The 20851-nt window shown below is 70.9% G+C and carries 16 protein-coding genes; 6 read left to right on the plus strand and 10 right to left on the minus strand.

Going from position 1 to position 20851, the window contains the following annotated elements; genetic code table 11:
• Nucleotides 1-13 precede the first annotated feature (13 nt).
• The gene (locus BLQ49_RS19610; RefSeq protein ID WP_091718727.1) at nt 14-757 is read right to left on the minus strand and encodes a 3-deoxy-manno-octulosonate cytidylyltransferase; all 744 of its coding nucleotides are present in this window, start codon (nt 755-757) and stop codon (nt 14-16) included.
• 321 nt (nt 758-1078) lie between these two features.
• Here BLQ49_RS19610 and BLQ49_RS19615 point away from each other — a divergent pair, with 321 nt between their 5' ends.
• The 3 genes from BLQ49_RS19615 to BLQ49_RS19625 all read left to right on the plus strand — a co-directional run bounded on the left by BLQ49_RS19615 (nt 1079) and on the right by BLQ49_RS19625 (nt 3752).
• Nucleotides 1079-2074 carry a c-type cytochrome gene (locus tag BLQ49_RS19615; protein ID WP_091718729.1) on the plus strand — a complete coding sequence of 332 codons (996 nt, stop codon included), beginning with the start codon at nt 1079-1081 and terminating at the stop codon, nt 2072-2074.
• 134 nt (nt 2075-2208) lie between these two features.
• Nucleotides 2209-3390 (plus strand): multidrug effflux MFS transporter, encoded by a 1182-nt coding sequence (locus BLQ49_RS19620; RefSeq protein ID WP_280140991.1) that lies wholly within the window; start codon nt 2209-2211, stop codon nt 3388-3390.
• Between the two features lie 92 nt (nt 3391-3482).
• A complete protein-coding gene (locus BLQ49_RS19625) occupies nt 3483-3752 on the plus strand; it encodes a hypothetical protein (protein WP_091718731.1) in 270 nt (89 codons plus the stop codon).
• Between the two features lie 49 nt (nt 3753-3801).
• Here the strand turns inward: BLQ49_RS19625 and BLQ49_RS19630 are convergent, their stop codons facing one another.
• Nucleotides 3802-4326 (minus strand): GNAT family N-acetyltransferase, encoded by a 525-nt coding sequence (locus BLQ49_RS19630; RefSeq protein ID WP_091718733.1) that lies wholly within the window; start codon nt 4324-4326, stop codon nt 3802-3804.
• 64 nt (nt 4327-4390) lie between these two features.
• Entirely contained in the window at nt 4391-5587 is a 1197-nt protein-coding gene (locus BLQ49_RS19635) for an MFS transporter (protein WP_091718736.1), read from the minus strand.
• A 62-nt stretch (nt 5588-5649) separates the two neighbouring features.
• On the opposite strand from BLQ49_RS19635, the gene BLQ49_RS19640 reads away from it, so the two are divergent.
• Together BLQ49_RS19640 and BLQ49_RS19645 are read left to right on the plus strand one after the other, a co-directional pair.
• Entirely contained in the window at nt 5650-6447 is a 798-nt protein-coding gene (locus BLQ49_RS19640) for an AraC family transcriptional regulator (RefSeq protein WP_091718738.1), read from the plus strand.
• Nucleotides 6448-6508: 61 nt separating this feature from the next.
• Nucleotides 6509-7120: an NIPSNAP family protein gene (locus tag BLQ49_RS19645; protein WP_091718740.1), complete on the plus strand. Its 612-nt coding sequence runs from the start codon at nt 6509-6511 to the stop codon at nt 7118-7120.
• A gap of 7 nt (nt 7121-7127) precedes the next feature.
• On the opposite strand, the gene BLQ49_RS19650 is transcribed toward BLQ49_RS19645, so the two are convergent.
• From BLQ49_RS19650 to BLQ49_RS19685, 7 genes are all read right to left on the minus strand, one after another.
• Nucleotides 7128-8234 (minus strand): microcin C ABC transporter permease YejB, encoded by a 1107-nt coding sequence (locus BLQ49_RS19650; RefSeq protein ID WP_091718742.1) that lies wholly within the window; start codon nt 8232-8234, stop codon nt 7128-7130.
• A gap of 4 nt (nt 8235-8238) precedes the next feature.
• Complete coding sequence (locus BLQ49_RS19655; protein WP_091718744.1) at nt 8239-10092, minus strand: extracellular solute-binding protein; 1854 nt, start codon at nt 10090-10092, stop codon at nt 8239-8241.
• Nucleotides 10089-12002: an extracellular solute-binding protein gene (locus tag BLQ49_RS19660; RefSeq protein WP_091718917.1), complete on the minus strand. Its 1914-nt coding sequence runs from the start codon at nt 12000-12002 to the stop codon at nt 10089-10091. Before BLQ49_RS19660 ends, BLQ49_RS19655 begins: the two co-directional genes overlap by 4 nt.
• Nucleotides 12003-12341: 339 nt before the next feature.
• The gene (locus BLQ49_RS19665; RefSeq protein WP_091718746.1) at nt 12342-14426 is read right to left on the minus strand and encodes a glutamine amidotransferase; all 2085 of its coding nucleotides are present in this window, start codon (nt 14424-14426) and stop codon (nt 12342-12344) included.
• Nucleotides 14427-14667: 241 nt separating this feature from the next.
• A complete protein-coding gene (locus tag BLQ49_RS19675) occupies nt 14668-17493 on the minus strand; it encodes a DUF4159 domain-containing protein (protein WP_091718748.1) in 2826 nt (941 codons plus the stop codon).
• 7 nt (nt 17494-17500) lie between these two features.
• A complete protein-coding gene (locus tag BLQ49_RS19680) occupies nt 17501-18412 on the minus strand; it encodes a DUF58 domain-containing protein (RefSeq protein WP_091718750.1) in 912 nt (303 codons plus the stop codon).
• Between the two features lie 2 nt (nt 18413-18414).
• On the minus strand, nt 18415-19419 hold the full coding sequence (locus BLQ49_RS19685) for an AAA family ATPase (RefSeq protein ID WP_091718752.1): 1005 nt from the start codon (nt 19417-19419) through the stop codon (nt 18415-18417).
• Between the two features lie 241 nt (nt 19420-19660).
• Between BLQ49_RS19685 and BLQ49_RS19690 the strand changes: the two genes are divergently transcribed.
• The gene (locus tag BLQ49_RS19690) at nt 19661-20827 is read left to right on the plus strand and encodes a permease (protein ID WP_167627741.1); all 1167 of its coding nucleotides are present in this window, start codon (nt 19661-19663) and stop codon (nt 20825-20827) included.
• Nucleotides 20828-20851: the final 24 nt, after the last annotated feature.

Below are 20851 nucleotides of genomic sequence, written 5' to 3' on the forward strand. Positions count from 1 at the left end.
GGAATTCATGAGGTCAGTTCAGGCGACGGCCCTGGAGCAGGGCGCGGGCGCGTTCCAGGTCGGCTTGGGTGTCGACGCCGAGCGGCAGGTCGTCGACGATCACGGCGTCGATGCGCATGCCGGCCTCCAGCGCCCGGAGCTGCTCCAGCTTCTCGCGCTGTTCCAGATCGCCCGGTGGCAGGGCGACGAAGCGGCCGAGGGCCGTGCGGCGGTAGGCGTAGAGGCCGATATGGTGCCAGAGCGGCCCGTCGCCCCAGGGGGCGCGGGCGCGGGTGAAGTAGAGGGCGCGCAGCCGGCCGGGGCCGACCGTATGGCCCACGAGCTTCACGACATTCGGATTGTCGGCCTCGTGCGGGTCGGTGATCGGGGCGCAGAGCGTCACGATATCGACCGTGCGGTCGGCGAGCGGCACCACGGAAGCGCCGATGATCGCGGGATCGATGGTCGGCAGGTCTCCCTGCACGTTGACGACCACGTCGTGGCGCCCTTCCGGATCGACGATCTCCAGCGCCTCGGCGAGCCGGTCGGAGCCGGAGGGGTGATCGGCCCGGGTCATCACCGCGACGCCGCCCACGGCCTCCACGACCCGGACGATCTCCGCGGTGTCGGTTGCCACCACCACGGGGCCGATCCCGGCCTCGACGGCCCGGCGCCAGACATGGACGATCATGGCCTCGCCGGCGATATCGGCCAGCGGCTTGTTGGGCAGGCGGGTCGCCGCGAGGCGTGCCGGGATCAGGACCAGGGGATCGGACATCGCGTTCGGACCCGACGATTCGCAAATGGGGCCCAGGCCGAACGGCCGAGCCCGCGGGCGGGCCGGCTGCTTAACAGGCCGGCCTCCGGTTGTCGTCCCCTTCGGCCCGGACACCGCATCGGCGAAAAGATGCCGGCCGGTGACAAGCTTGACGATTCATCGGCACAATTCTGCGCCCCAGCGCCGCGGAGGGCCTCGCCGGCATTGTCAGGGACCGTCCGAAACCGCTAAGGCAACCTCGAAATCTTCCAATGTCCGGCGTCCGAGCTCGCTCGCCCGTGATCAGGCGCGCGACGGGTCCGGGCGAGACGCGAGAAGAGCATGAACTCGTTCGAGGTGAACAAGGTCCTGGGCGCAGTCCTCGGCGCTCTTCTGTTCGCGGCCGGATCGGGTTTCGTCGCCGAATTGATCTATCATCCGAAGCCGGCGGGCAAAGCCGGCTACGACCTGCCCGAGCCGCAGCCGGAAGCGGCCGCCGCAGCGCCGGAGGCCAAGGTCGAGCCGATCGCGGTCCGGCTGGCGAGCGCCAATGTCGAGAAGGGCGAGGCCGGCACCAAGGCCTGCCATGCCTGCCACAACTTCGAGAAGGGCGGGCCGAACAAGGTCGGGCCGGATCTCTACGGGGTGGTGGAGCGGCCGAAGGGCTCGCATCCGGGCTTCGACTACTCGGCCGCCATGAAGGAGAAGGGCGGCACCTGGACCTACGCGGATCTCGACGAGTTCCTGACGAACCCGAAGGGCTACGTGAAGGGTACCAAGATGGCGTTCGCCGGCATCGCCTCGCCCCAGGAGCGTGCCAACGTCATCGCCTATCTGCGCACGAACGCCGAGAACCCGAAGCCGCTGCCCGCTGTCGAGAAGTCCGAGGCGCCGCCCGCGGCCACTCCGGCGGCGGCGAAGCCCGAGGACAAGCCGGCCGCCAAGCCGGCTGAGCAGCCTGCCGACAAGCCGACCGCCGCGCAGCCCGCCGCCTCCAAGCCGTCGGAGGGCAAGGACAGCCCGGCCAAGCCCGCCGATACCAGCACGGCCAAGCCGGTCGAGGAGAAGTCCCCGGGCAGCCCGCGCGCGCCGAGCGAGTCCAGCGACCGCAACGCCCCGGCACCGCCCGCCGACGCCCATGACGGCGACCAGCAGGGTCAGCCGTCGAGCGCGATCCCCGCCGAGCCGACCGCGCCGACGGCGCCGGCCGCCAAGGAGCCGCCGGCCCAGGCGAATCCCGAGGCGGTGGACCGGGCGAAGGATCTCAACGTCGGTGTTCCGACCAAGGACCCGAACGCCGCGCTGCCGACACCCGCGCCGCTTCCGAAGCAGCAATAACGGCCAGCCGGGCGCGACCGCGTCCCGGCTTCCGCCTGTCAGCCGCGTTCCGCCGGCATGGCTCCGGGCCCGGCCCTTGCTGGAGGGCGACCGCGCCCCGGCACCCTGCCGGATTGAGAACCGCACAGGATCCCGTGGCTGACCGAAGTCCTGAACTGGAGGAGCGCCGGGCGCCTCTCCCGCTGCTCGTCGCCGTGACCATGACCGGGACGGTGGCGCTGCACATCTTCGTGCCGGCCCTGGCCGCCGTGGCCGCCGATCTCGGCACCAACGCGGCCGGCGCGCAGCTCACCATCACGGTCTACCTGATCGGCCTGGCGGGCGGGCAACTCCTCTACGGGCCGCTCTCGGACCGGTACGGACGGCGGCCGATCCTGATCGGCGGGCTCGGCCTCTACCTCGCCGGGTTGCTGCTCGCGATCCCGGCGCCCAATATCGGCGTGCTGCTGGTGGCCCGGGTGCTCCAGTCGCTCGGCGCCTGCGGCTCGCTGGTGATCGGGCGGGCCATGGTGCGGGACGTCTCGACCCGCGAGGACGCCGCCCGCAAGCTCGCCATCCTCACCACCGCAATGACCCTTACCCCGGCGCTGGCTCCGGCGATCGGCGGCGTGGTCAACGAGGCCTTCGGCTGGCGGGCGGTGTTCGTCGTGCTGGCCGGCCTGGTGGCGGTGCTCGGCGCGTTGGTGGTGTTCACCCTGCCGGAGACAAACCGGCACAAGGTGGCGCTGCCCGGCTTCGTCGCGGTGCTCGCGGGCTATTTCCGGCTCGTGCGGATCCCGGTTTTCCGCGCCTATCTCGTGGCGGGGGCCTGCGGCGGCACCAGCCTCTACGCCTTCCTGGCGGTGGCGCCGTTCCTGCTGGTCGATCGGCTCGGGCGCTCCTCGCAGGAGGTCGGGTTCGATTGCCTGATCGTGGTGTTCGGGATGGTCGGCGGGGCGGTGCTGGCGAGCCGGCTCGCCGCGCGGGTGCCGATCCGAAAGGCGGCGCGGAGCGGCAACCTCCTCTGCATCGCGGCGGCGCTGACGCTGCTGGTGGTGGACCGGACCGGGATGCTGAGCGTCGTCAGCCTGATCGCGCCGCTCTTCGCCTACGCGGTCGGCGTCGGCCTGCTCAGCCCCAACGCGGTGGCCGGGCTGATGAACGTCGATCCGCACGCGGCGGGTTCGGCTTCCAGCCTCTACGGCTTCACGCAGATGACCTTCGGGGCAATCTTCACGGCCGCTGCCTCCGCCTGGCCGGCGACCTCGGCGACGCCGGTGGCGCTGGCGCTGCTCGCGGCCGGGCTGATCGCCGCCCTGGCGCTGCGGCGGGCGTGAGGCTCGGTCGGGCGCGCCATGGCGGGCGGCCGGGGGCGGAACGGTCTTGGCGGGTTCGGCATTGAGAGGCCCCCAACAGGAGGAGAAACGCCATGCAGCGCTTGCCCATCATCGTCCTGGCCACGCTGGCCCTCGGTGGAACCGCCCTCGCGGCCGAGCAGGGCGCCGCGTCCCGGACGCCCGGTCACGAGATGCAGGACCACGGAAGCCGGGCAGGCAGCCCCGGTGCATCCGGCTACGCCCCCGGCCATGAGATGAAGTCCGGCACCTCGGATTCGACCGGCTCGACCTCGCGGATGGGTGGCTCGGGAGCCGGGACCTCCGGCACCACCAGCACCAGCGGTTCCGGCACTCGGCGCTGATCGTCTACGATCCGCCCCGCCCGATCGGTCGATCGGGCAGGGCGGCCTTCTAACCCGACGTGGCTTCTGCCCCGGCGCGCACGGCCTCGACCGGGCCGGAGACGCGGTCGGAAAAGCCCCCTTCCAGGTCTAGCCACAACAGCCGCACCGGATCGACCGGCCCCGGCAGGGTCAGCCGTCCAGGCGGAACCGGGCTGAACCCGAAGCGGCGGTAATAGGGCGCGTCGCCCACAAGGATCACCAGCCCATCGCCCGCCTGTCGCGCCGCCTCGATCACCGCGCGGGTCAGGGTGCCGCCGATGCCGCGGCCCTCGAAGCTCGGATCGACCGCGAGGGGGCCCAGCATCACGAACGGCGTCGCGCCGGTGCGGACCGGCCCCATCCGCACCGAGCCCACCAGGAAGCTTCCGACCCAGGCGGTGACGCCGAGATCCATCCGCTCGGCCGCGCCTTCGCGCAGGCGGTAGGCGGTGCGGGCAAAGCGGCCGGGACCGAAGGCCCGGGCCTGGAGGCGCGCGATGGCGGGGGCATCCTCCGGCCGCTCCGGCCGGATGACGAGGGACAATGCGGTCACGATACGCCCTTGGGGTGGCTGGTCGCCGCGTAGCAGCGCCGGGTCTGCCCGGCAAACGGCCGTCTTATTCCGCCGCCGCCAGCGTCGGGCGTCCGCCGGATTGCGTCAGCTTCAGGAAGCCGATCGCCGACAGCCAGATTACCGCACCGCAGGCGGACGCCGCGCCGAGGACTAGCCCGAAACCGCCGCGGTCGTGGAGGAGCGCGATCGCCGGCACCACGAAGCCGCTCGCCGTGAAGCCCACGAAGTAACGCACGCTGTAGGCCCGGGCCCGATAGGCCGGGGGCACGTAGCGGGCGATCATCGCGTCGTTGATCACCACCTGCCCGTAGATCGCCGTCATGGCGATCACCAGCCCCACGAGCAGCGGAAGGCCCGTGCTGACGGCGGCGATCCCGAGGCCCAGCGGTTGCAGCACCGAGAGCGCCACGAACAAAGTCGGCAGGCTGTAGCGGTCGATCAGGCGGCCCATGGCGAGCTGCATCAGCGCGCCGAACAGGAACACCACCGTGGCGATCGAGCCGGTGAGCGCCAGCGGCAGGGCGTGGCCGACGCCCTCGTCGATCACCTTGGGCAGGCTGATCGTGGTCAGGTTGAAGGTGAGGCCGCCCGCGAAGATCGCCAGGGCGAACATCGCCATCAGCGCCCAGGGTCGCGTGACGGGGATCACCGCTGCGCCGCCCGCCTTCTTGCCGCCGCCCTCGCCGTCGCCCGGCACCAGCGCCACGAAGGCCACCCCGCAGGCGAGGCAGATCAGGCCCGGCACCACGAAGGCCGCGCGCCAACTGATCGCGGCAGCGAGCAGCGCTGTGACGCCGGAGGCCGAGGCCGCGCCGAAATTCCCCCAGACGCCGTTGATGCCGAGGTCGCGGCCGAGCCGCCGGGCGTGGGTCACCAGCATGGCCGAGCCGACCGGGTGATAGATCGCCGAGGCGAGGCCGAGGACGCACAGCCAGAGGGCGAAGGCGAGGGGCGTCGAAGCGGTGGCGACGCCGAGGCATGAGAGCCCATAGCCGAAAAAGAACACCGCCAGCATGGTGCGGCGCCCGAACCGGTCGGCCAGCGAGCCCATCGGCAGGGAGCACAGGCCGAACGCCACGAAGGCGCCGGTGGCGAGCCCGATCAGCTCGCCGTAGCCGAGCCCGGTCTGGGCGGCGATGGCGATGACCGCGGTCGGGTAGATCAGCAGCACGAAGTGATCGAGCGCGTGCGCGACGTTGACGAAGCGCAGGGTGCGGCGGGACAGCGAATCGGAATCCATCGCGGCGTATCCTCCGGGATCGGACCCTGATAGCCTGACCCGATGGAGGTGTCGGGCCGGATATGCATGCGAACGGGCCAAACGCGTCGTCGCCACGATCGACCGCCGCGGCCGACTACCAAACCATACCGCGTCCCATCGCGGTGGTTCGCAAGCCGTGGGCGGCGGGGAGCACCACCGGCCTGCACCATCACATCCGCGCGCAACTGCTTTACGCCACCGCGGGGCTGATGTCGGCCTCGGCCGAGGATGGCGCCTGGGTCGTGCCAGAGGGCCACGCGCTCTGGATCCCGGCCTGCCTCCCGCACGCCACCGCCACCCACGGCCCGGTCGCCCTGTGCACCGCCTATCTCGATCAGGGCGCCGTCGCGACGTTCCCGGAGACCTGCCGGGTCATCGCGGTGTCGCCGCTGCTGTCGGCTGCGCTGGTCGCCCTGGCCGAGGAGCCGGTGCTCTACGCGGAGGACAGCCGTGGCGGCCACCTCGCCGCCCTGGTGCTCGACGAGATCGCCCGCGCCCCCGCGACGCCCCTCACACTGCCGCTGCCGCGCGATCCGCGCCTGCGCCGGGTCTGCCTGGGGATCATCGAGGATCCGGCCTTGGAGGACGATCTCGACGCCTGGGCCGACCGGGCCGGGGCGAGCCGGCGGACGCTGACCCGGGGATTCCGCGCCGAGACCGGCCTGAGCTTCGGCGACTGGCGGGCCCGGGCCCGGGTGATCCGCGCGCTGGCGCTCACGGCCGAAGGGCGTCCGCCCCGGGCCGTGGCGGCGGCGGTGGGGTATCGGAGTGCGCAGGCGCTGCGCCTGACGGTGGCGCGGGTTCTCGGGCCGGCCGGAGCGCGACAGACGCTCGTGTGATCCTCGCCGCATGACGCGGGCGTTCTACCTCTGGTTTGCAATCCTCCGGAGAACCCCGGGCATGCTCTACGAACTCACCACGCTGTCCTGCCCTCTGCTCGCGCTGGCACAGATCTGCGAGCGAGCGCGGTCCTGGGCCGCCGAGGCGGAGGGTGGGACACTGCTCGGCTGCTGGCGGACGGATATCGGCACGCTCGGACAAGTGATCGTCCTGCGCGGCTTCGATACGCCCGAGGCGATGACGGCCGAACGGCGGCGCGCCCTGATGAGCGCCGCACCGTTCCACGGAGGGGACCTGCTGACGGCCATGATCATGGACAGCTACGCGCCGTTCCCCTTCCTGCCGCCGCTCCGGACCGGGGCCCGGGGCGGCGTTTACGAGATCCGTACTTACCAGCTCCGCCCCGGCGGGCTCGCACCGACGCTGTCAGCCTGGGAGGCGGCGATCGGGCCGGCCAAGGCCTACACCGACCATCTCGTGACCAACCTCTACGCCCTCGATGGGCCGCCGCGGATCACGCACATCTGGGCCTTCGCCAGCCTGGAGGAGCGGGCGCGGCTCCGTGCAGACGCCTACGCCGCCGGGATCTGGCCGCCGAAGGGCGGGCCGGATCAGATCCTCTCGGCGACCTCGACCATTGGGCTGCCGGCTCCCGGCTCGCCCCTGTCGTGACGCAGCCTCAGGTCGCCCGCGCCGAGAAGTCGATCCGCGGGTCGATCCAGACGTAGATCAGGTCCGAGAGCAGGTTCACCGCGAGCCCGAGCAGGGAGAAGATGTAGAGGGTCGCGAACACCACCGGATAGTCCCGGCCCACGATCGCCCGGAACGACAGTTCCCCGAGTCCGTCGAGCGAAAAGATCGTCTCGATCAAGAGCGAGCCGGTGAAGAAGGCCGAGATGAAGGCCCCCGGGAAACCCGCGATCACGATCAGCATGGCGTTGCGGAACACGTGGCCGTAGAGCACGCGGCGTTCCGATAGCCCCTTCATCCGCGCGGTGAGCACATATTGCTTGCGGATCTCGTCGAGGAACGAGTTCTTGGTCAGCAGGGTCGAGGTCGCGAAGGCGCCGATCACCAGGGCGGTCAGCGGCAGCACCATGTGCCATGCGTAATCGGTCACCTTGTGCCAGGTCGAAAACCCCTCCCAGCCCTCGCTGGTGAGGCCGCGCAGCGGAAACCACTGGTAGAACGAGCCGCCCGCGAACAGGATGATCAGCATCAGCCCGAACATGAAGCCCGGGATCGCGTAGCCGATGATTACCACGAAGGAGGTCCAGCGGTCGAAGCGCTCGCCGTCCTTCACGGCCTTGCGGATGCCGAGCGGGATCGAGATCGCGTAGGACAGGAGCGTCATCCACAGACCCAGCGAGATCGAGACCGGCAGGCGCTCCTTGATGAGCTGGATTACCGTTACATCGCGGAAATAGCTGCGGCCGAAATCGAACCGGACATAGTCCCAGAGCATCTTGGCGAAGCGCTCGGGCGCCGGCTTGTCGAAGCCGAACTGCTTTTCCAGCTTGGCAATGAATTCAGGGCTCAACCCCTGCGCGCCGCGATAGCGCGAACTCGCCTCGCCGCCACCGCCGGAGGGGCGTGCGCCGCCGCCGAGGTCGCCGCCACCGCCGGTCACGCGCGACATCGCGCCGTCGCGCTGGCCCTGGAGCTGGGACAGCACCCGCTCCACCGGGCCGCCGGGGGCGAATTGCACGATCGTGAAGGTGATCAGCATGATCCCGAAGAGGGTTGGGATCATCAGGCCGATGCGGCGCAGGATGTAGGCGATCATCGCGTTACTCCCGCCCGATCCGCTTCGCCTTCTCGGCGTCGTACCACCACGTGGCCGGCGCGCCGAGGTCGTATTTCGGTGGGTTCTCCGGGCGGCCGTAGACGTCCCACAGGGCGAGGCGGTGGGTCGAACCATACCACATCGGCACCCAGTAGCGCCCGGCGCGCAGCACCCGGTCGAGGGCCCGGCACGCGGTGGTCAGGTCTGCCCGGGATTTCGCGTCCGCGATGGCGGTCAGGAGCGCGTCGATGGCGGGATCCGCGATCCCCGACAGGTTGTTCGAGCCCGCCGTCCTGGCCGCCCGGGAGCCGTAGGTCTCGCGCAGCTCCGCGCCGGGCGTCAGGCCGCTGCTATAACGCTGGATCGCGAGATCGAAGTCGAAATCCTTGAGCCGCGTCTGGTATTGCGCGGGATCGACCACGCGCAGGCTCGCCTTGATGCCGAGCAGCCCGAGGTTGCGGATGAACGGCTGTGTCACTGCGTCGAAGACCGGGTCGTTGTCCAGGAATTCGATCGTCAACGGACGCCCGCCGGGCAGCATGAGGCTGCCGCCCTGGCGGGTGCAGCCGGCCTCGCGCAGCAGCGCGTCGGCCCGCTTGAGGAGCGCCCGGTCCTGGCCGGACCCGTCCGAGACCGGCGGCGTCCAGGCCTCGCCGAACACCTCCGGCGGCAGATCCTTCAGCGGCTCCAGCAGGGCCAGCTCCTCGGCCGACGGCTTTCCCGTCGCCTTGAGGTCCGAATTCTCGAAGAACGAGGCCGTGCGGGTGTAGGCGCCGTACATCAGGTTCCGGTTCGACCATTCGAAGTCGAAGCAGAGCCCGATCGCCTCGCGCACCCGGGGATCGCGGAAGGCCTCGCGGCGGGTGTTGATCCACCAGCCCTGCGTGCCGCTCGGCCGCGCGTCCGGAACGGTCTCTCGGGTGACGCGGCCTTCCTTGAGCGCCGGGAAGTCGTAGCCGGTGGCCCAGACCCGGGCGGTGAATTCCTCCCGGAACGTGAACGCCCCGCTCTTGAACGCCTCGAACGCCACGGTCCGATCGCGGAAATACTCGTAGCGGATCGCGTCAAAATTGTTCTGGCCGATCGTCACGGGCAGGTCGGCCGCCCAGTAATCCGGAACCCGCTCCAGCCCGATCGAGCGGCCGACATCGACCGTGCCGACCCGGTAGGGACCGGAGCCGAGCGGCGGCTCCAGGGTCGAGGCCTCGAAGTCGCGGGCGCCGTAATAGGCGGCGGAAAAGATCGGCAGTTGCGTCACGAACAGCGGCAGGTCCCGGGCGCGGCCGGGCGCGAAGGTCACGACGAGCCGCTCGTCGTCTTCGGCCCGGGCATCCGTCATCGCGCGGATCACCTCGGAGATCTCCGGGTGGCCCTTGTCGCGCAGGAGCTTGAGGCTGAAGGCGGCGTCCCGCGCGGTCAGCCGCGAGCCGTCATGGAACCGGGCCTGCGGCCGCAGCAGGAACGTGTAGGTCAGCCCGTCCGGGCTCACCGTGACGGCGCGCGCCACCAGCCCGTAGACCGCGTCCGGCTCGTCGAGGGCGCGGACCATCAGGCTGTCGAAGGTCAGAGTCATCCCGGCCGCGCCTTCGCCGCGCAGCACGTAGATGTTGAGCGTGTTGAAGGTGTTGAACGCCTGGTTGCCGGTCGTGTCGGACAGCGTCGCCGAGAATCGCCCGCCGCGCGGCGCCATCGGGTTCACGTAGTCGAAATGCGCGAAGGTCGGCGGATACTTCAGCTCGCCGAAGCTGGAGAGGCCGTGGCGCTCCCCATCCTCTGCCCAGCCTGGCCGGGCCGCCGCGAGGGCGGCACCGCCGAGGACGATCCCGCGTCGGGTCGGCCGCCAGGGGGCGCCCGTCAACGGGGCGCCCCGGTCTTGGCCGCGAGCGCCTTGTCGTACCACCACGTCGTCGGGAAGCCGGAGCTGGCATAGAGCGGCAGGATCGCCGGGTGGTTGAAGCGGTTCCAGCGCAGCGTCCGCTGCTGGTTGGAGGACCATTGCGGCACGACGTAATCGTGGGCGAGCAACACCCGGTCGAGCGCCCGGGTCGCGGCGATCACGGTCGGCCGGTCCTTCGCGAAGATCACCTTCTCGATCAGCGCGTCGATGCCGGGATCCTTGATGCCGATCAGGTTGCGCGAGCCGGGACTGTCGGCCGCCTTCGAGCCCCAGTACTCGCGCTGCTCGTTGCCGGGTGAGAGCGACTCGCCCCAGTTCGTCGTGGTGATGTCGAAATCGAAGTTGCGGATCCGGTTCTGGTACTGCGCGGGGTCGATCACCCGCAGGGTCGCGTCGATCCCGATCAGCTTCAGCGACGCCGAGAACGGCAGGATCACCCGCTCGAAGGTGTTCTGGAATTCCAGGAACTCGACGGTCAGCGGCTCGCCGGTGGCCTTGTTGACCATCTTGCCGCCGCGCAGCTCGTAGCCCGCCTCGCGCAGCAGGCCGACCGCTTCGCGCAGGTTCTTGCGCACCGCCTCGGGGCTGTCGTTCACCGGGTTGGTGTAGGGCGTTGTGAAGACCGAAGCCGGGATCTTGTCCTTCACGCTCTCGAGGATCGCCTTCTCGTCGCCTTCCGGCAGGCCCGAGGAGGCCAGTTCCGAGCCGAAGAAGTAGGAGTTGATCCGGTTGTAGAGCCCGTAGAACAGGGCCTTGTTCATCTCCTCGTAGTTCATCGCGAGGTTGAAGGCCCGGCGCACGCGCGGATCCTTGAACTTGTCCTTGCGGGTATTGAACGCGAAGGCCTGCATGAGGCCCATGCCGCGGTCGGGGAAGGCCTCCTTGATCAGGCGCCCTTCCTTCACGGCCGGGAAGTCGTCGTAGGCGGTCGCCCAGTTCCGGGCGATGTTCTCGGCGCGGAAATCGTAGAGGTCGCCCTTCAGCGCCTCGACCAGCACGGTGCCGTCGCGAAAATATTCGTAGCGCTCGGTGTCGAAGTTGTAATGCCCGGCATTGGCCGGAAGGTCCTTGCCCCAGTAGTCGGGCGCGCGCTCGTAGGTGGCGCTGCGGCCGGGATCGAACTTCGCCAGCCGGTAGGGGCCGGAGCCGAGCGGCGGCTCGAGCGTCGTCTCCGTGGGATTGCGCGGCTTGCCGTTGGAATCCTTGGCCATCCACCAGTGCTTGGGCAGGATGCGCAACTGTCCGATCACCTGCGGCAGTTCGCGGTTGCCTGTCTCCGAGAAGGTGAAGGTCACCTCGTGCGGCCCGGTCGCCTCGGCTTTGGCGACCGTATGGTAGTAGGCGGCGTAGAACGGGCTGTTGGCCTTCAGGATGTCGAAGGACCAGACCACGTCTTCGGGGGTGATCGGCTTGCCGTCGTGCCAGCGGGCGTTCTCGCGCAGCCGGTAGGAGACCGAGCCGAGATCGGGGGCGACCCGCACCGCCTCGGCGATCAGGCCGTAGGAGGTGAACGGCTCGTCGGAGGATTGGGTCATCAGCGGATCGTAGATCTGCTGGATGCCGTTCTCGAGATCGCCCTTGAGGCCGGACACGATGATGTTGAAGTTGTCGAACCCGCCCTGGGCGCCGAGGCGCACCATCCCGCCCTTGGGTGCGGCCGGGTCGGCATAGTCGAAATGCTTGAAGTCGGGGCCGTATTTCGGCTGGCCCATCAGCGTGAGCGCATGGACCCACTGGCCGGTGGCGGCGGGCATCGTCGGCGGATCGGACGGCATCGCGGCCGGTTCCTGCGCCTGGGCCGGGGCGAGATGCAGCCCGACGAGGAGGAGTGTCGCGGCGAGGAGGCGTCCGGTCACGGTCTGCGCTGTCACGGGCAGGCTGTCTCCGTAGTAGGGATCCGCGCGGGGCACGGATGATCACCGAGGCTCATAGGCTGGGGAAGCCACGCCCGTCGAGCGCGCTTGCGCACGGGCCGCCTTGCAGGACAAGGCGCGGGTTTTCCCTCCCCCCTCTGCGGGGGAGGGTGGCCCCCGAAGGGGGTCGGGAGAGGGGAGCGACGGTGCAGAATCGGGCACTGCCCGTCATGACGGTCGCGCCTTTTCCTGAACCCGGGTTCCCCCCTTGCGGGACTTCGTCCCGACCCGACCCCTGCTGACGCAGGGGCCACCCTCCCCCGCAGAGGGGGGAGGGGAGCACGCGCATAAAATGTTTCACGCGGCCCGGCCCCGCCGGCCCTCCACCAGCCACATCGCCAGCAAGGCAGCGGCCAGGGCCGCAAGCGCCGCGAGGCCCAGCGCCAGCGGATAGACCTCGACCCCGCGGATATTGGCGCTGTCGCTCGGCCGGAAGCCGATCCAGTCCGCGCCCGAGAGCCGCCCACCGCGCACCACCGCCAGCCGCGGCACGTCGATGGCGCCCCCCGACCCGGTGACCCGGCGGATCGAGCCGCCCGACCCATCCGCCACCGCCTTCAGCCGCTCGGTGTCGCTGAACACGTCGGCGAGCTCGCGCGGATTGGCCGGGCCGACACTCACGAAGGCCACCAAGTTGCCGGAGCGCAGCGTGTGCAGCCCGAGGCTCTCGGCGTCGAAGGTGGCGGTGAAGAGGCCCGGCTCCTGGGGCTTCAGCGTCAGCGTCGTTACCTTGCCGGTCGGCCCGGTGACGGTGACCGGTTCGGCCTGATCCGCCATGGTCTGGCGCTCCACCCGGATCTCCCGGCCGCGGCCGGTGGTCTGGGCGCGCAGGGCCTCCTCTTCGAGGGCCGGCTCCTTCATCAGCCAGTGGCCGAGGCGGCGCAGCAGGTCGAGATAGGGGCCGCCTTCTTGGTAGCCCCGCGCCCAGAGCCAGGCTTGGTCCGACAGGAGCAGGGCGACGCGGCCCTTGTCCTCGCGGGACAGGGCGAGCAACGGCAACCCCTCGGCTCCCGACAGGATCGGCTGGATCCCGGGCCGGGTCCGGGCCTCGACGATACGCAGCCAGTCGCCCCAGGCGGGCGGGTTCGCGTCGGAGCCCGGCAGGGCGCGGGTCACCGGGTGGCGCTGGCCGACCTGGGTCGGCGTCGCCTTATAGGGTTTTTCCACCACCCGCCCGTCCGGGTCGCCGGGCAGGATGCCGGCGAGCCGAGTGCGGGCCAAGCTCGCCGGGCCGGCGAATTCGGGGCCGGCGGCGATCAGCAGGGCGCCGCCCTCGCGGACGTAGCGGGCGATATTGTCAAAATAGGCCTGCGGCAGCACGCTCTGGTTGGCGTAGCGGTCGAAGATGATCAGGTCGAAGTCCTTGATCTTCTGGACGAACAGCTCGCGCGTCGGGAAGGCGATCAGGGAGAGTTCCGAGATCGGCGTGCCGTCCTGCTTCTCGGGCGGGCGCAGGATGGTGAAGTGGACGAGATCGACGTTGGCGTCAGACTTCAGCAGGTTGCGCCATGTGCGCTCGCCCTGGTGGGGCTCGCCGGAGACCAGCAGCACGCGCAGCTTCTCGCGGATGCCCTCGATCGGCAGCACGGCCCGGTTGTTGACGTTGGTCAGCTCGCCCGGCAGCCCCTCGACCTCGATCTCGACCACATTCGGGCCGCCATGCTCGATCCGCAGGTTGAGCGCGAACGGCTTGTCGGTGGCGACGTCCCTACGGCCGATCTCCTCGCCGTCGCGGCGCACGGTGACGACCGCGTGGCCGGTGCCGCCCCGCTCCATCACCTCGGCCCGGATCGTCAGGTCCTTGCCGACGATGCCGAAGCGGGGGGCTTCCAGCAGCTTGATCTGCCGGTCGCGCTCGTCGGGATGGCCGGTGACGAGGACGTGAAGCGGCGCCTTGATGCCGAGCTGGGCCATCGCGGACGGAATGTCGTGAACCACGCCGTCGGTGAGCATCACGATCCCGGCGAGCCGCTCCGGCGGCACGTCGGCCAGCGCCTGGCCCAACGCGGTGAACAGCTTGGTGCCATCGTCGCCGTCCTTGGCGTCGGGCACGTCGATGAAGCGGGTCTCGATGTTGGCCAGGGCCCCGAAGCGGCGCTGCAGCTCGGCGCGGACGGCGTCGGTCATCTGCGGCCGGTCGCCGAGCTGCTGCGAGCCCGAGCGGTCGACCACGATGGCCGCAATGTCCTTCACGGGCTCGCGGTCCTCGTGGACCAGGGCCGGGTTGGTCAGCGCAGCCAGCACCAGGGCGAGGACGAGGACGCGCAGCCACGCGGTCCGGCCCCGGGCCAGCACCGCGAACACCGCCAGCACGGCGACGATCACGCCCAGAACGGCGATGGCCGGCCAGGGGAGGAGGGGGGTGAAGCTGAGGCTCAGCATGGGGCAGAGCGCTCCAGATCCGTGATGCGGCGTCTCCCTCCCCCCTCTGCGGGGGAGGGTGGCCCCTGCGTTAGCAGGGGTCGGGAGAGGGGAGCGACGTTTTCAGAGAGGGCGCGGCCGGCATGGAGGACTCTGTCCTGTCCTGCACCGTCGCTCCCCTCTCCCCCCCTGCTGCGCAGGGTACCCTCCCCCGCAGAGGGGGGAGGGGGAGCGGCGTTGCGCAGGTCGTCACGAAAAACAATCACTGCCCCAGCCGCTCCAGCAGCGCGGGCACGTGCACCTGATCCGCCTTGTAGTTGCCGGTGAGCGTGTACATCACGATGTTGACGCCCCCGCGGAACGCCATCTCGCGCTGGCGCTGGTCGCCGCCCACCACGGGATAGAGCGGCTCGCCGCCCCGGCCCACCGCCCAGGCAGCGGCGAGGTCGTTGCCGGTGATGATGATCGGGCTGACCCCGTCGCCAGCCCGGGCCGGGCGGCGTTCGGCGCCCTCGGCGGCTGGCGGCAGGGCCTCGACCCAGGTCTGGCCGGTGGCGTAGCGGCCCGGAAAACTGTCCACGAGGTAGAACGCCTTGGTGAGCACGTGGTCGAGCGGTACCGGCTCCAGCTCCGGCACTTCGAGTGTCGCCAGCATGGTGCGCAGATACGCGGCCTCCGGGGTCGGCGGGCCGCCCGGCCGGGCGGTCAGCGCGTCGCGGGTGTCGAACAGTACGGTTCCGCCGTTGCGCATGAACGCGTCGATCTTGCGGATCGCGGTCTCGGAGGGCTGCGGCCGGTTCGGCGCGATCGGCCAATAGATCAGCGGGTAGAAGGCCAGCTCGTCCTTGGCGGGGTCGATGCCGGCGGGCTCGCCCGGCTCGAGGGCCGTGCGGGAGGCGAGCATCTGGGTCAGGCCGGTCAGGCCGGTGCGGCTCGCCTCGTCGACGGCGGCGTCCCCCGTGATCACGTAGGCGAGCCGCGTGACCAGAGCGGATTCGAAACCGTTCGGCCGATTGACCGGCGGCTGTGCCTCCTCGGCGCGGACGGGCAAGGCCGGCAGGGACGCCAGCAGGCCGAGACCCACGAGCGCCAGCACCGCCGGCCGGCCACGCAGGCGAGCCACGAGGCCGCCGCGGCGCAGGAAGCCGCCGAGCCACAGGCCCGCTAAGGTGTCGAGGGCCAGCAGCAGCAGCGCCAGGGTGAACAGGCTCGGGCGCAGGTCGACGGTCTCGGCCCCGGCGAGCGAGCCGAATCGGGCGCCATCGAGGGCCGCGAGGTCGAGGGACTTCAGCCGATCGTCGGGCTTGAGGGCGTTCACGCTGATGCCTCCGTCCGGCGGGCCGTAGAAGCCCGGCGGGTGCTCCAGGGTCGCCCGGTCGGCGTAATCGGCCGACACCGCCGTGGCCGAGGCCGGGGGTGAGCCGAGCGCCCCGAACCCGTCCAGCGTCACCCGCGGGGCGAGCACCGGGGCTGCCGCCCGTGGGGTTTCGCCCTGGACCGGGGCCGAGGCGCCGGCCAGTGCCACGACGCGTCGGAGCATGTCGATGAACAATCCGGAGAGCGGCAGGTTCGACCACGTCGTGTCGGCGGTGACGTGGAACAGCACGATCGTGCCCAGGCCGCGCTTCTGGGCGGTGACGATCGGCGTGCCGTCCTGAAGGGAGGCCCAGGTCCGGTTCGGCAGGTCGCCGTCCGGCTCGGCCAGGATCTGGCGGCGCACGCCGATATCGGCCGGCGGCTTCAGGCCGGCAAAGGGGCTCTCGGGCGGGAAGGGCGCCAGCGTCTTCGGGCTGTCCCAGGAGAGCGTGCCGCCCAGCGTCCGGCCGCCCCGGCGCAGCCGCACCGGGACCAGCGAATCGTTGCCGGCGGCGAGCCGCGGGCCGGCGAAGCGCAGCAGCATCCCGCCATCCTTCACGAAACTCTCGATCCGGGCGGTGGTCTTCTCATCGAGCGCGCCGACATCGGCCAGCACGAGGACCGAGACCTGATTGTCGAGGAGCTGGTTGATCGATTCCGCGATCCCCTTGGCGCCGCGGGGCTCCTGCACGTCCGCGAAGGGCTGCAGCGCCCGGGACAGGTAGTAGGTCGGCGCCAGCAGGGGCTGGGCCTGATCGAGGGTGCCGCCGAAGACGAGGCCGACCCGGCGCCGCTTGCCGCGCTCGTCCTGCAGCACCACGGCCCCGGCCGAGCGCTCGCCCGCGATCTCCAGGCGGCTGATGCTGTTGCGCAGCTCCACCGGCAGCTCGAAGGTGGCCTCCGCCTCCGTGGCATCGGCCGCAAAGGTGAAGTCGCGCTCGGCGAGCGGCAGGCCCTTCTGGTCGAGCGCCCGGATCACGCCGGAATCGCGCCCATTGGGGACCGCCCGCAGGGCGTGGGTGACGAGCTTGCCGGCATTCTCGGTGGCGGTGAGCGCCAGGGCCGGCGGCCGGTCGGCGCGCAGCACGGTCAGCGCCGCGCCCTTGTCGCCGGCGAGATCGGCGAGCCCCTTGGCAAAGCGCGTGTCCTCCGCCCCGGCGACGCCGTCGCTGATCCAGACGAGGCCGGCGCCGCGATTCTTGTCGAGGAAGGTCTCGATCGCAGCGAGATGTGCGTCGCGGGCGGGCAGGATCGGGCGGGGGGCGAGGGCGCGCAGGCGCTCCAGGGCGGCGGCGGGCGTCTTCGCCTCAAGGGCCGCCGGGGCATCGGCGAGGCCGATCACCGCGACCGGACGCCCGTCGCGGGCGGCGCCCTCCACGGCGTCGGTGGCGACGCGCAGGCGGTCGCGCCAGTCGTGGGCGGCGGGGAAGCCGTTGTCGAGGAGCACGAGGAGCGCGCTGCGGCCGCCCCCAGCCCCGACACCCCCGGCGTTCCAGACGGGACCCGCCACCGCCAGGATCAGGGCGGCGGCGATCAGCAGCCGGAGGATCAGCAGCCAGGGCGGCGTGCGCGCCGGGGTCTGCCGCTGCGGGATCAGGTCGGCGACGAGCTTGAGCGGCGGGAAGTTGATCCGGCGCGGGCGCGGTGGGGTCACCCGCAGCAGGAACCACAGGGCCGGCAGGCCGATCAGGGCGGCGAGCGCCAGCGGGGCGGCGAAGGTCAGACCCAGCATGGCGGCCTCACTCCGTGCCGCGGGCGGCGATCAGCGTGGCGAGCCGCAGGGCCGCCTCGCTCGCCGGCCGGTCCGTGCGGTGGATCGTCAGCGTCCAGCCCTGGCCGCGGGTGATGGCGGCGAGCGCGGCCCGGTGCTCGGCGATCCGGACGCGGTAGCGCGTGCCCCAGGCGTCGGAATCGCCGATATCGAGGCTCAGGCTGCCCTCCAGATCGTGCAGAACGGCCTGACCGGTGAACGGAAACGTCTCCTCGATCGGATCCACCACCATCAGCAGGTGGCCGCGGCTGCCGCGGCCGGCGAGGCTCTGCACAGTGGCCGCGATCCGATCGGGTGCGGTGAGGAAATCGCCGATCAGCACCACCTCGTCGAACCGGGCGGGGCTCGCCTGCGGCGGCAGGTCCTGGCTCAGCCCGGCCGTGTCGGCGACCAGCGCATGCGCCAGCCGCTCGACGATCCCGCGCGAGGCGCTCGCCCGGGTCAGCCCGAGGAGACCGACCCGCTCGCCGCCCTCCACGAAGGCGTCGGCCAGGGCCAGACCGAGGATCAGCGCGCGCTCGACCTTCGGCGCGGAGGCGAGGTCCGAGGAAAAGCCCATAGAGGCCGAGCGGTCCATCCAGAGCCAGATGTTGTGGGCGGCCTCCCATTCGCGCTCGCGGACGTAGAGCCGGTCGTCCCGGGCCGAGCGGCGCCAATCGACCCGCGCTGCGGCCTCGCCGGTCACGAAGGGGCGGAATTGCCAGAAACTCTCGCCCGGCCCGGCCCGGCGGCGGCCGTGGAGGCCGTGGGCCAGCAGACTGGACACGCGCCGCGCTTCCAGCACGAGGCGAGGCATCTTGTCGGAGAGGGCGGTCGCGCCCTCGCTCTCGCGCCGGCCGGGGGTGCGCCTGCCCGTATCGAGGGCGTGTGTCCCGACCAAAGTCAGATCTTCTCCGCGAGCTTGGCGATCAGGCCCTCGATGGTCTCGCCGTCGGCGCGAGCGGCGTAGCTCAGCGCCATCCGGTGCTTGAGCACCGGCTCGGCCAGCGCCTTCACGTCGGCCACCGAGGGGGCGACCCGACCCTCGATCAGCGCCCGGGCGCGTGCCGCGAGGGTGAGCGCCTGGCTGGCGCGGGGACCGGGCCCCCAGAGAAGCTTGTCCTTCACGATCGCGTCGCCGCTGTCGGGCCGGGCGGCGCGCACGAGGTCGAGGATCGCCTCGACCACGGCCTCGCCCACCGGCAGCCGGCGCACGAGGCGCTGGGCGGTGAGCAGCTGCTCGGTGGACATCACCGCGCGCGGTCGCACCTCATCGACGCCGGTGGTCTCGATCAGGATCCGGCGCTCGGCGGCGCGGTCGGGGTAGCCGACATCGATCTCCAGCAGGAAGCGGTCGAGCTGTGCCTCGGGCAGCGGGTAGGTGCCCTCCTGCTCGATCGGGTTCTGGGTGGCGAGCACGTGGAACGGCCGCGGCAGGTCGTGGCGGGCACCCGCCACCGAGACGTGGCCCTCCTGCATGGCCTGAAGCAGGGCGGACTGCGTGCGCGGGCTCGCGCGGTTGATCTCGTCGGCCATCAGGAGCTGCGTGAAGACCGGCCCCTGCACGAACCGGAAGGCCCGGCGGCGCTCGGCATCCTCCTCCAGGATCTCGGTCCCAAGGATATCGGAGGGCATCAGGTCCGGGGTGAACTGCACGCGTCGCGCGTCGAGGCCGAGCACGGTGCCGAGCGTCTCGACCAGCTTGGTCTTGGCGAGGCCCGGCAGGCCGACCAGCAGGCCGTGGCCGCCGGCCAGGATGGTCACGAGTGCGAGATCGACCACCTTTTCCTGGCCGAAGATCACCCCGTGGATCGCCTCCCGCGCCGCGCCGACATCGGCGAGACAGCTCTCCGCCGTCGCCACGATGCCGTCGTCGAGGGTGGTGGCCGGGCTGATCCCCTGCGTCATGCCGCTATCCATCTCCTGCTTGCGCCTCCGGAAAGGCCCGCCGGTCAATCCCGTCAGTGTGGGGCTGATGATACCGGGCTGGCAAGGTCGGGATCGCCGCACGCCGTCGGGCGGCGGGTTCGGGCGGGGGCCCAGGTCGTGTGGCCGGGGGCGTTACGATCGTCTGGAGGACGCTTCCCGCGTCGGGGCACGGGGAACGGTCGTGCCGCTTGCCGCTTCTCCCGCAGGAGGTACGGGCAGGATGCAGGAACTCGTCGCGAAGATCGAGCAGGCGTTGCTGATGGCGGCCGGCATGGCGTGGCAGACCGGCTGGACTCTGGTGCTCGGCTTCGCGATCTCGGCACTCCTGCAATCCGTGGTCTCCACCGACGCGATGAAGCGCGCCCTCGGGCGCGATGGACCGAAGGAGGTCGCGCTGGCCTCGCTCGCCGGCATGGCGTCCTCGTCCTGCTCCTACGCGTCCGCGGCGATCATGCGCACGCTGTTCAAGAAGGGCGCGGCCCTGATCCCATCGCTGGCCTTCCTGTTCGCCTCGACCAACCTCGTGCTCGAACTCGGCATCGTCCTGTATCTGCTGATGGGCTGGCCGTTCATGGTGGGCGAGTGGGTCGGCGGCGTCGTGCTCATCATCGTCATGGCCGTCCTCGTACGGCTGACCTACCCGGCGCGGATCGCCGAGGGGGCGCGCCGGCACGAGGAGGAAGCGGGCGGCCACCAGCACATGAGCATGACCGTGGCGGGCGAGACCCTCGGTGCGCGCCTGAGGAACCCGCAGACCCGCATCCGCGTGGCCCAGAACTTCACCATGGAATGGTCGATGCTCTGGAAGGACCTCGCGATCGGCTTCCTGGTCGGCGGCTTCCTGTCGGCCTTCGTGCCCGACGCCGTGTGGAAGTCCCTGTTCCTGACGGATGCCTCGCCCTGGCTCAAGGTGCCCGCCAACGCGCTGCTCGGGCCGCTGATCGCCGTGGCGACCTTCGTCTGCTCCATCGGCAATGTGCCGCTGGCCGCCGTGCTCTGGGCCGGCGGCGCGAGCTTCGGGGGCGTGCTCGCCTTCCTCTATGCCGACCTCATCGTGCTGCCACTCCTCGACACCTACCGGCGCTATTTCGGCTGGCGCATGGCCGCCTACATCGCGGCCGTGTTCTACGCGACGATGGTGGTGGCCGCCCTCGTCATGGATCTCGCCTTCACCGGGCTCGGCCTCGTGCCGGACCATGGGATCGATATGCGCGCACAGATCACGCGATTCGGCCTGAACTATACGTTCTGGCTCAACCTCGTGTTCGGTGCACTCGGCGCCTATCTCTGGTGGGTCAGCCGCCGGCATCCCATGGGGCATCACGATCAGGGCGGCCATGCCCGACATGGGGAGGGCGCGCACCGGCACGCCCACCAGGAAGGCTGAGCCCAGGCCCGCTCCGGTCGATCG

Source organism: Methylobacterium phyllostachyos (assembly GCF_900103445.1).
Taxonomy (GTDB): domain Bacteria; phylum Pseudomonadota; class Alphaproteobacteria; order Rhizobiales; family Beijerinckiaceae; genus Methylobacterium; species Methylobacterium phyllostachyos.

Excerpts from the sequence above, each read along its gene's own strand:
- BLQ49_RS19610 (WP_091718727.1), bottom strand. The coding sequence starts at position 757 with ATGTCCGATCCCCTGGTCCTGATCCCGGCACGCCTCGCGGCGACCCGC.
- BLQ49_RS19615 (WP_091718729.1), top strand. The coding sequence starts at position 1,079 with ATGAACTCGTTCGAGGTGAACAAGGTCCTGGGCGCAGTCCTCGGCGCT.
- BLQ49_RS19625 (WP_091718731.1), top strand. The coding sequence starts at position 3,483 with ATGCAGCGCTTGCCCATCATCGTCCTGGCCACGCTGGCCCTCGGTGGA.
- BLQ49_RS19635 (WP_091718736.1), bottom strand. The coding sequence starts at position 5,587 with ATGGATTCCGATTCGCTGTCCCGCCGCACCCTGCGCTTCGTCAACGTC.
- BLQ49_RS19640 (WP_091718738.1), top strand. The coding sequence starts at position 5,650 with ATGCATGCGAACGGGCCAAACGCGTCGTCGCCACGATCGACCGCCGCG.
- BLQ49_RS19645 (WP_091718740.1), top strand. The coding sequence starts at position 6,509 with ATGCTCTACGAACTCACCACGCTGTCCTGCCCTCTGCTCGCGCTGGCA.
- BLQ49_RS19650 (WP_091718742.1), bottom strand. The coding sequence starts at position 8,234 with ATGATCGCCTACATCCTGCGCCGCATCGGCCTGATGATCCCAACCCTC.
- BLQ49_RS19665 (WP_091718746.1), bottom strand. The coding sequence starts at position 14,426 with ATGCTGAGCCTCAGCTTCACCCCCCTCCTCCCCTGGCCGGCCATCGCC.
- BLQ49_RS19675 (WP_091718748.1), bottom strand. The coding sequence starts at position 17,493 with ATGCTGGGTCTGACCTTCGCCGCCCCGCTGGCGCTCGCCGCCCTGATC.
- BLQ49_RS19685 (WP_091718752.1), bottom strand. The coding sequence starts at position 19,419 with ATGACGCAGGGGATCAGCCCGGCCACCACCCTCGACGACGGCATCGTG.
- BLQ49_RS19690 (WP_167627741.1), top strand. The coding sequence starts at position 19,661 with ATGCAGGAACTCGTCGCGAAGATCGAGCAGGCGTTGCTGATGGCGGCC.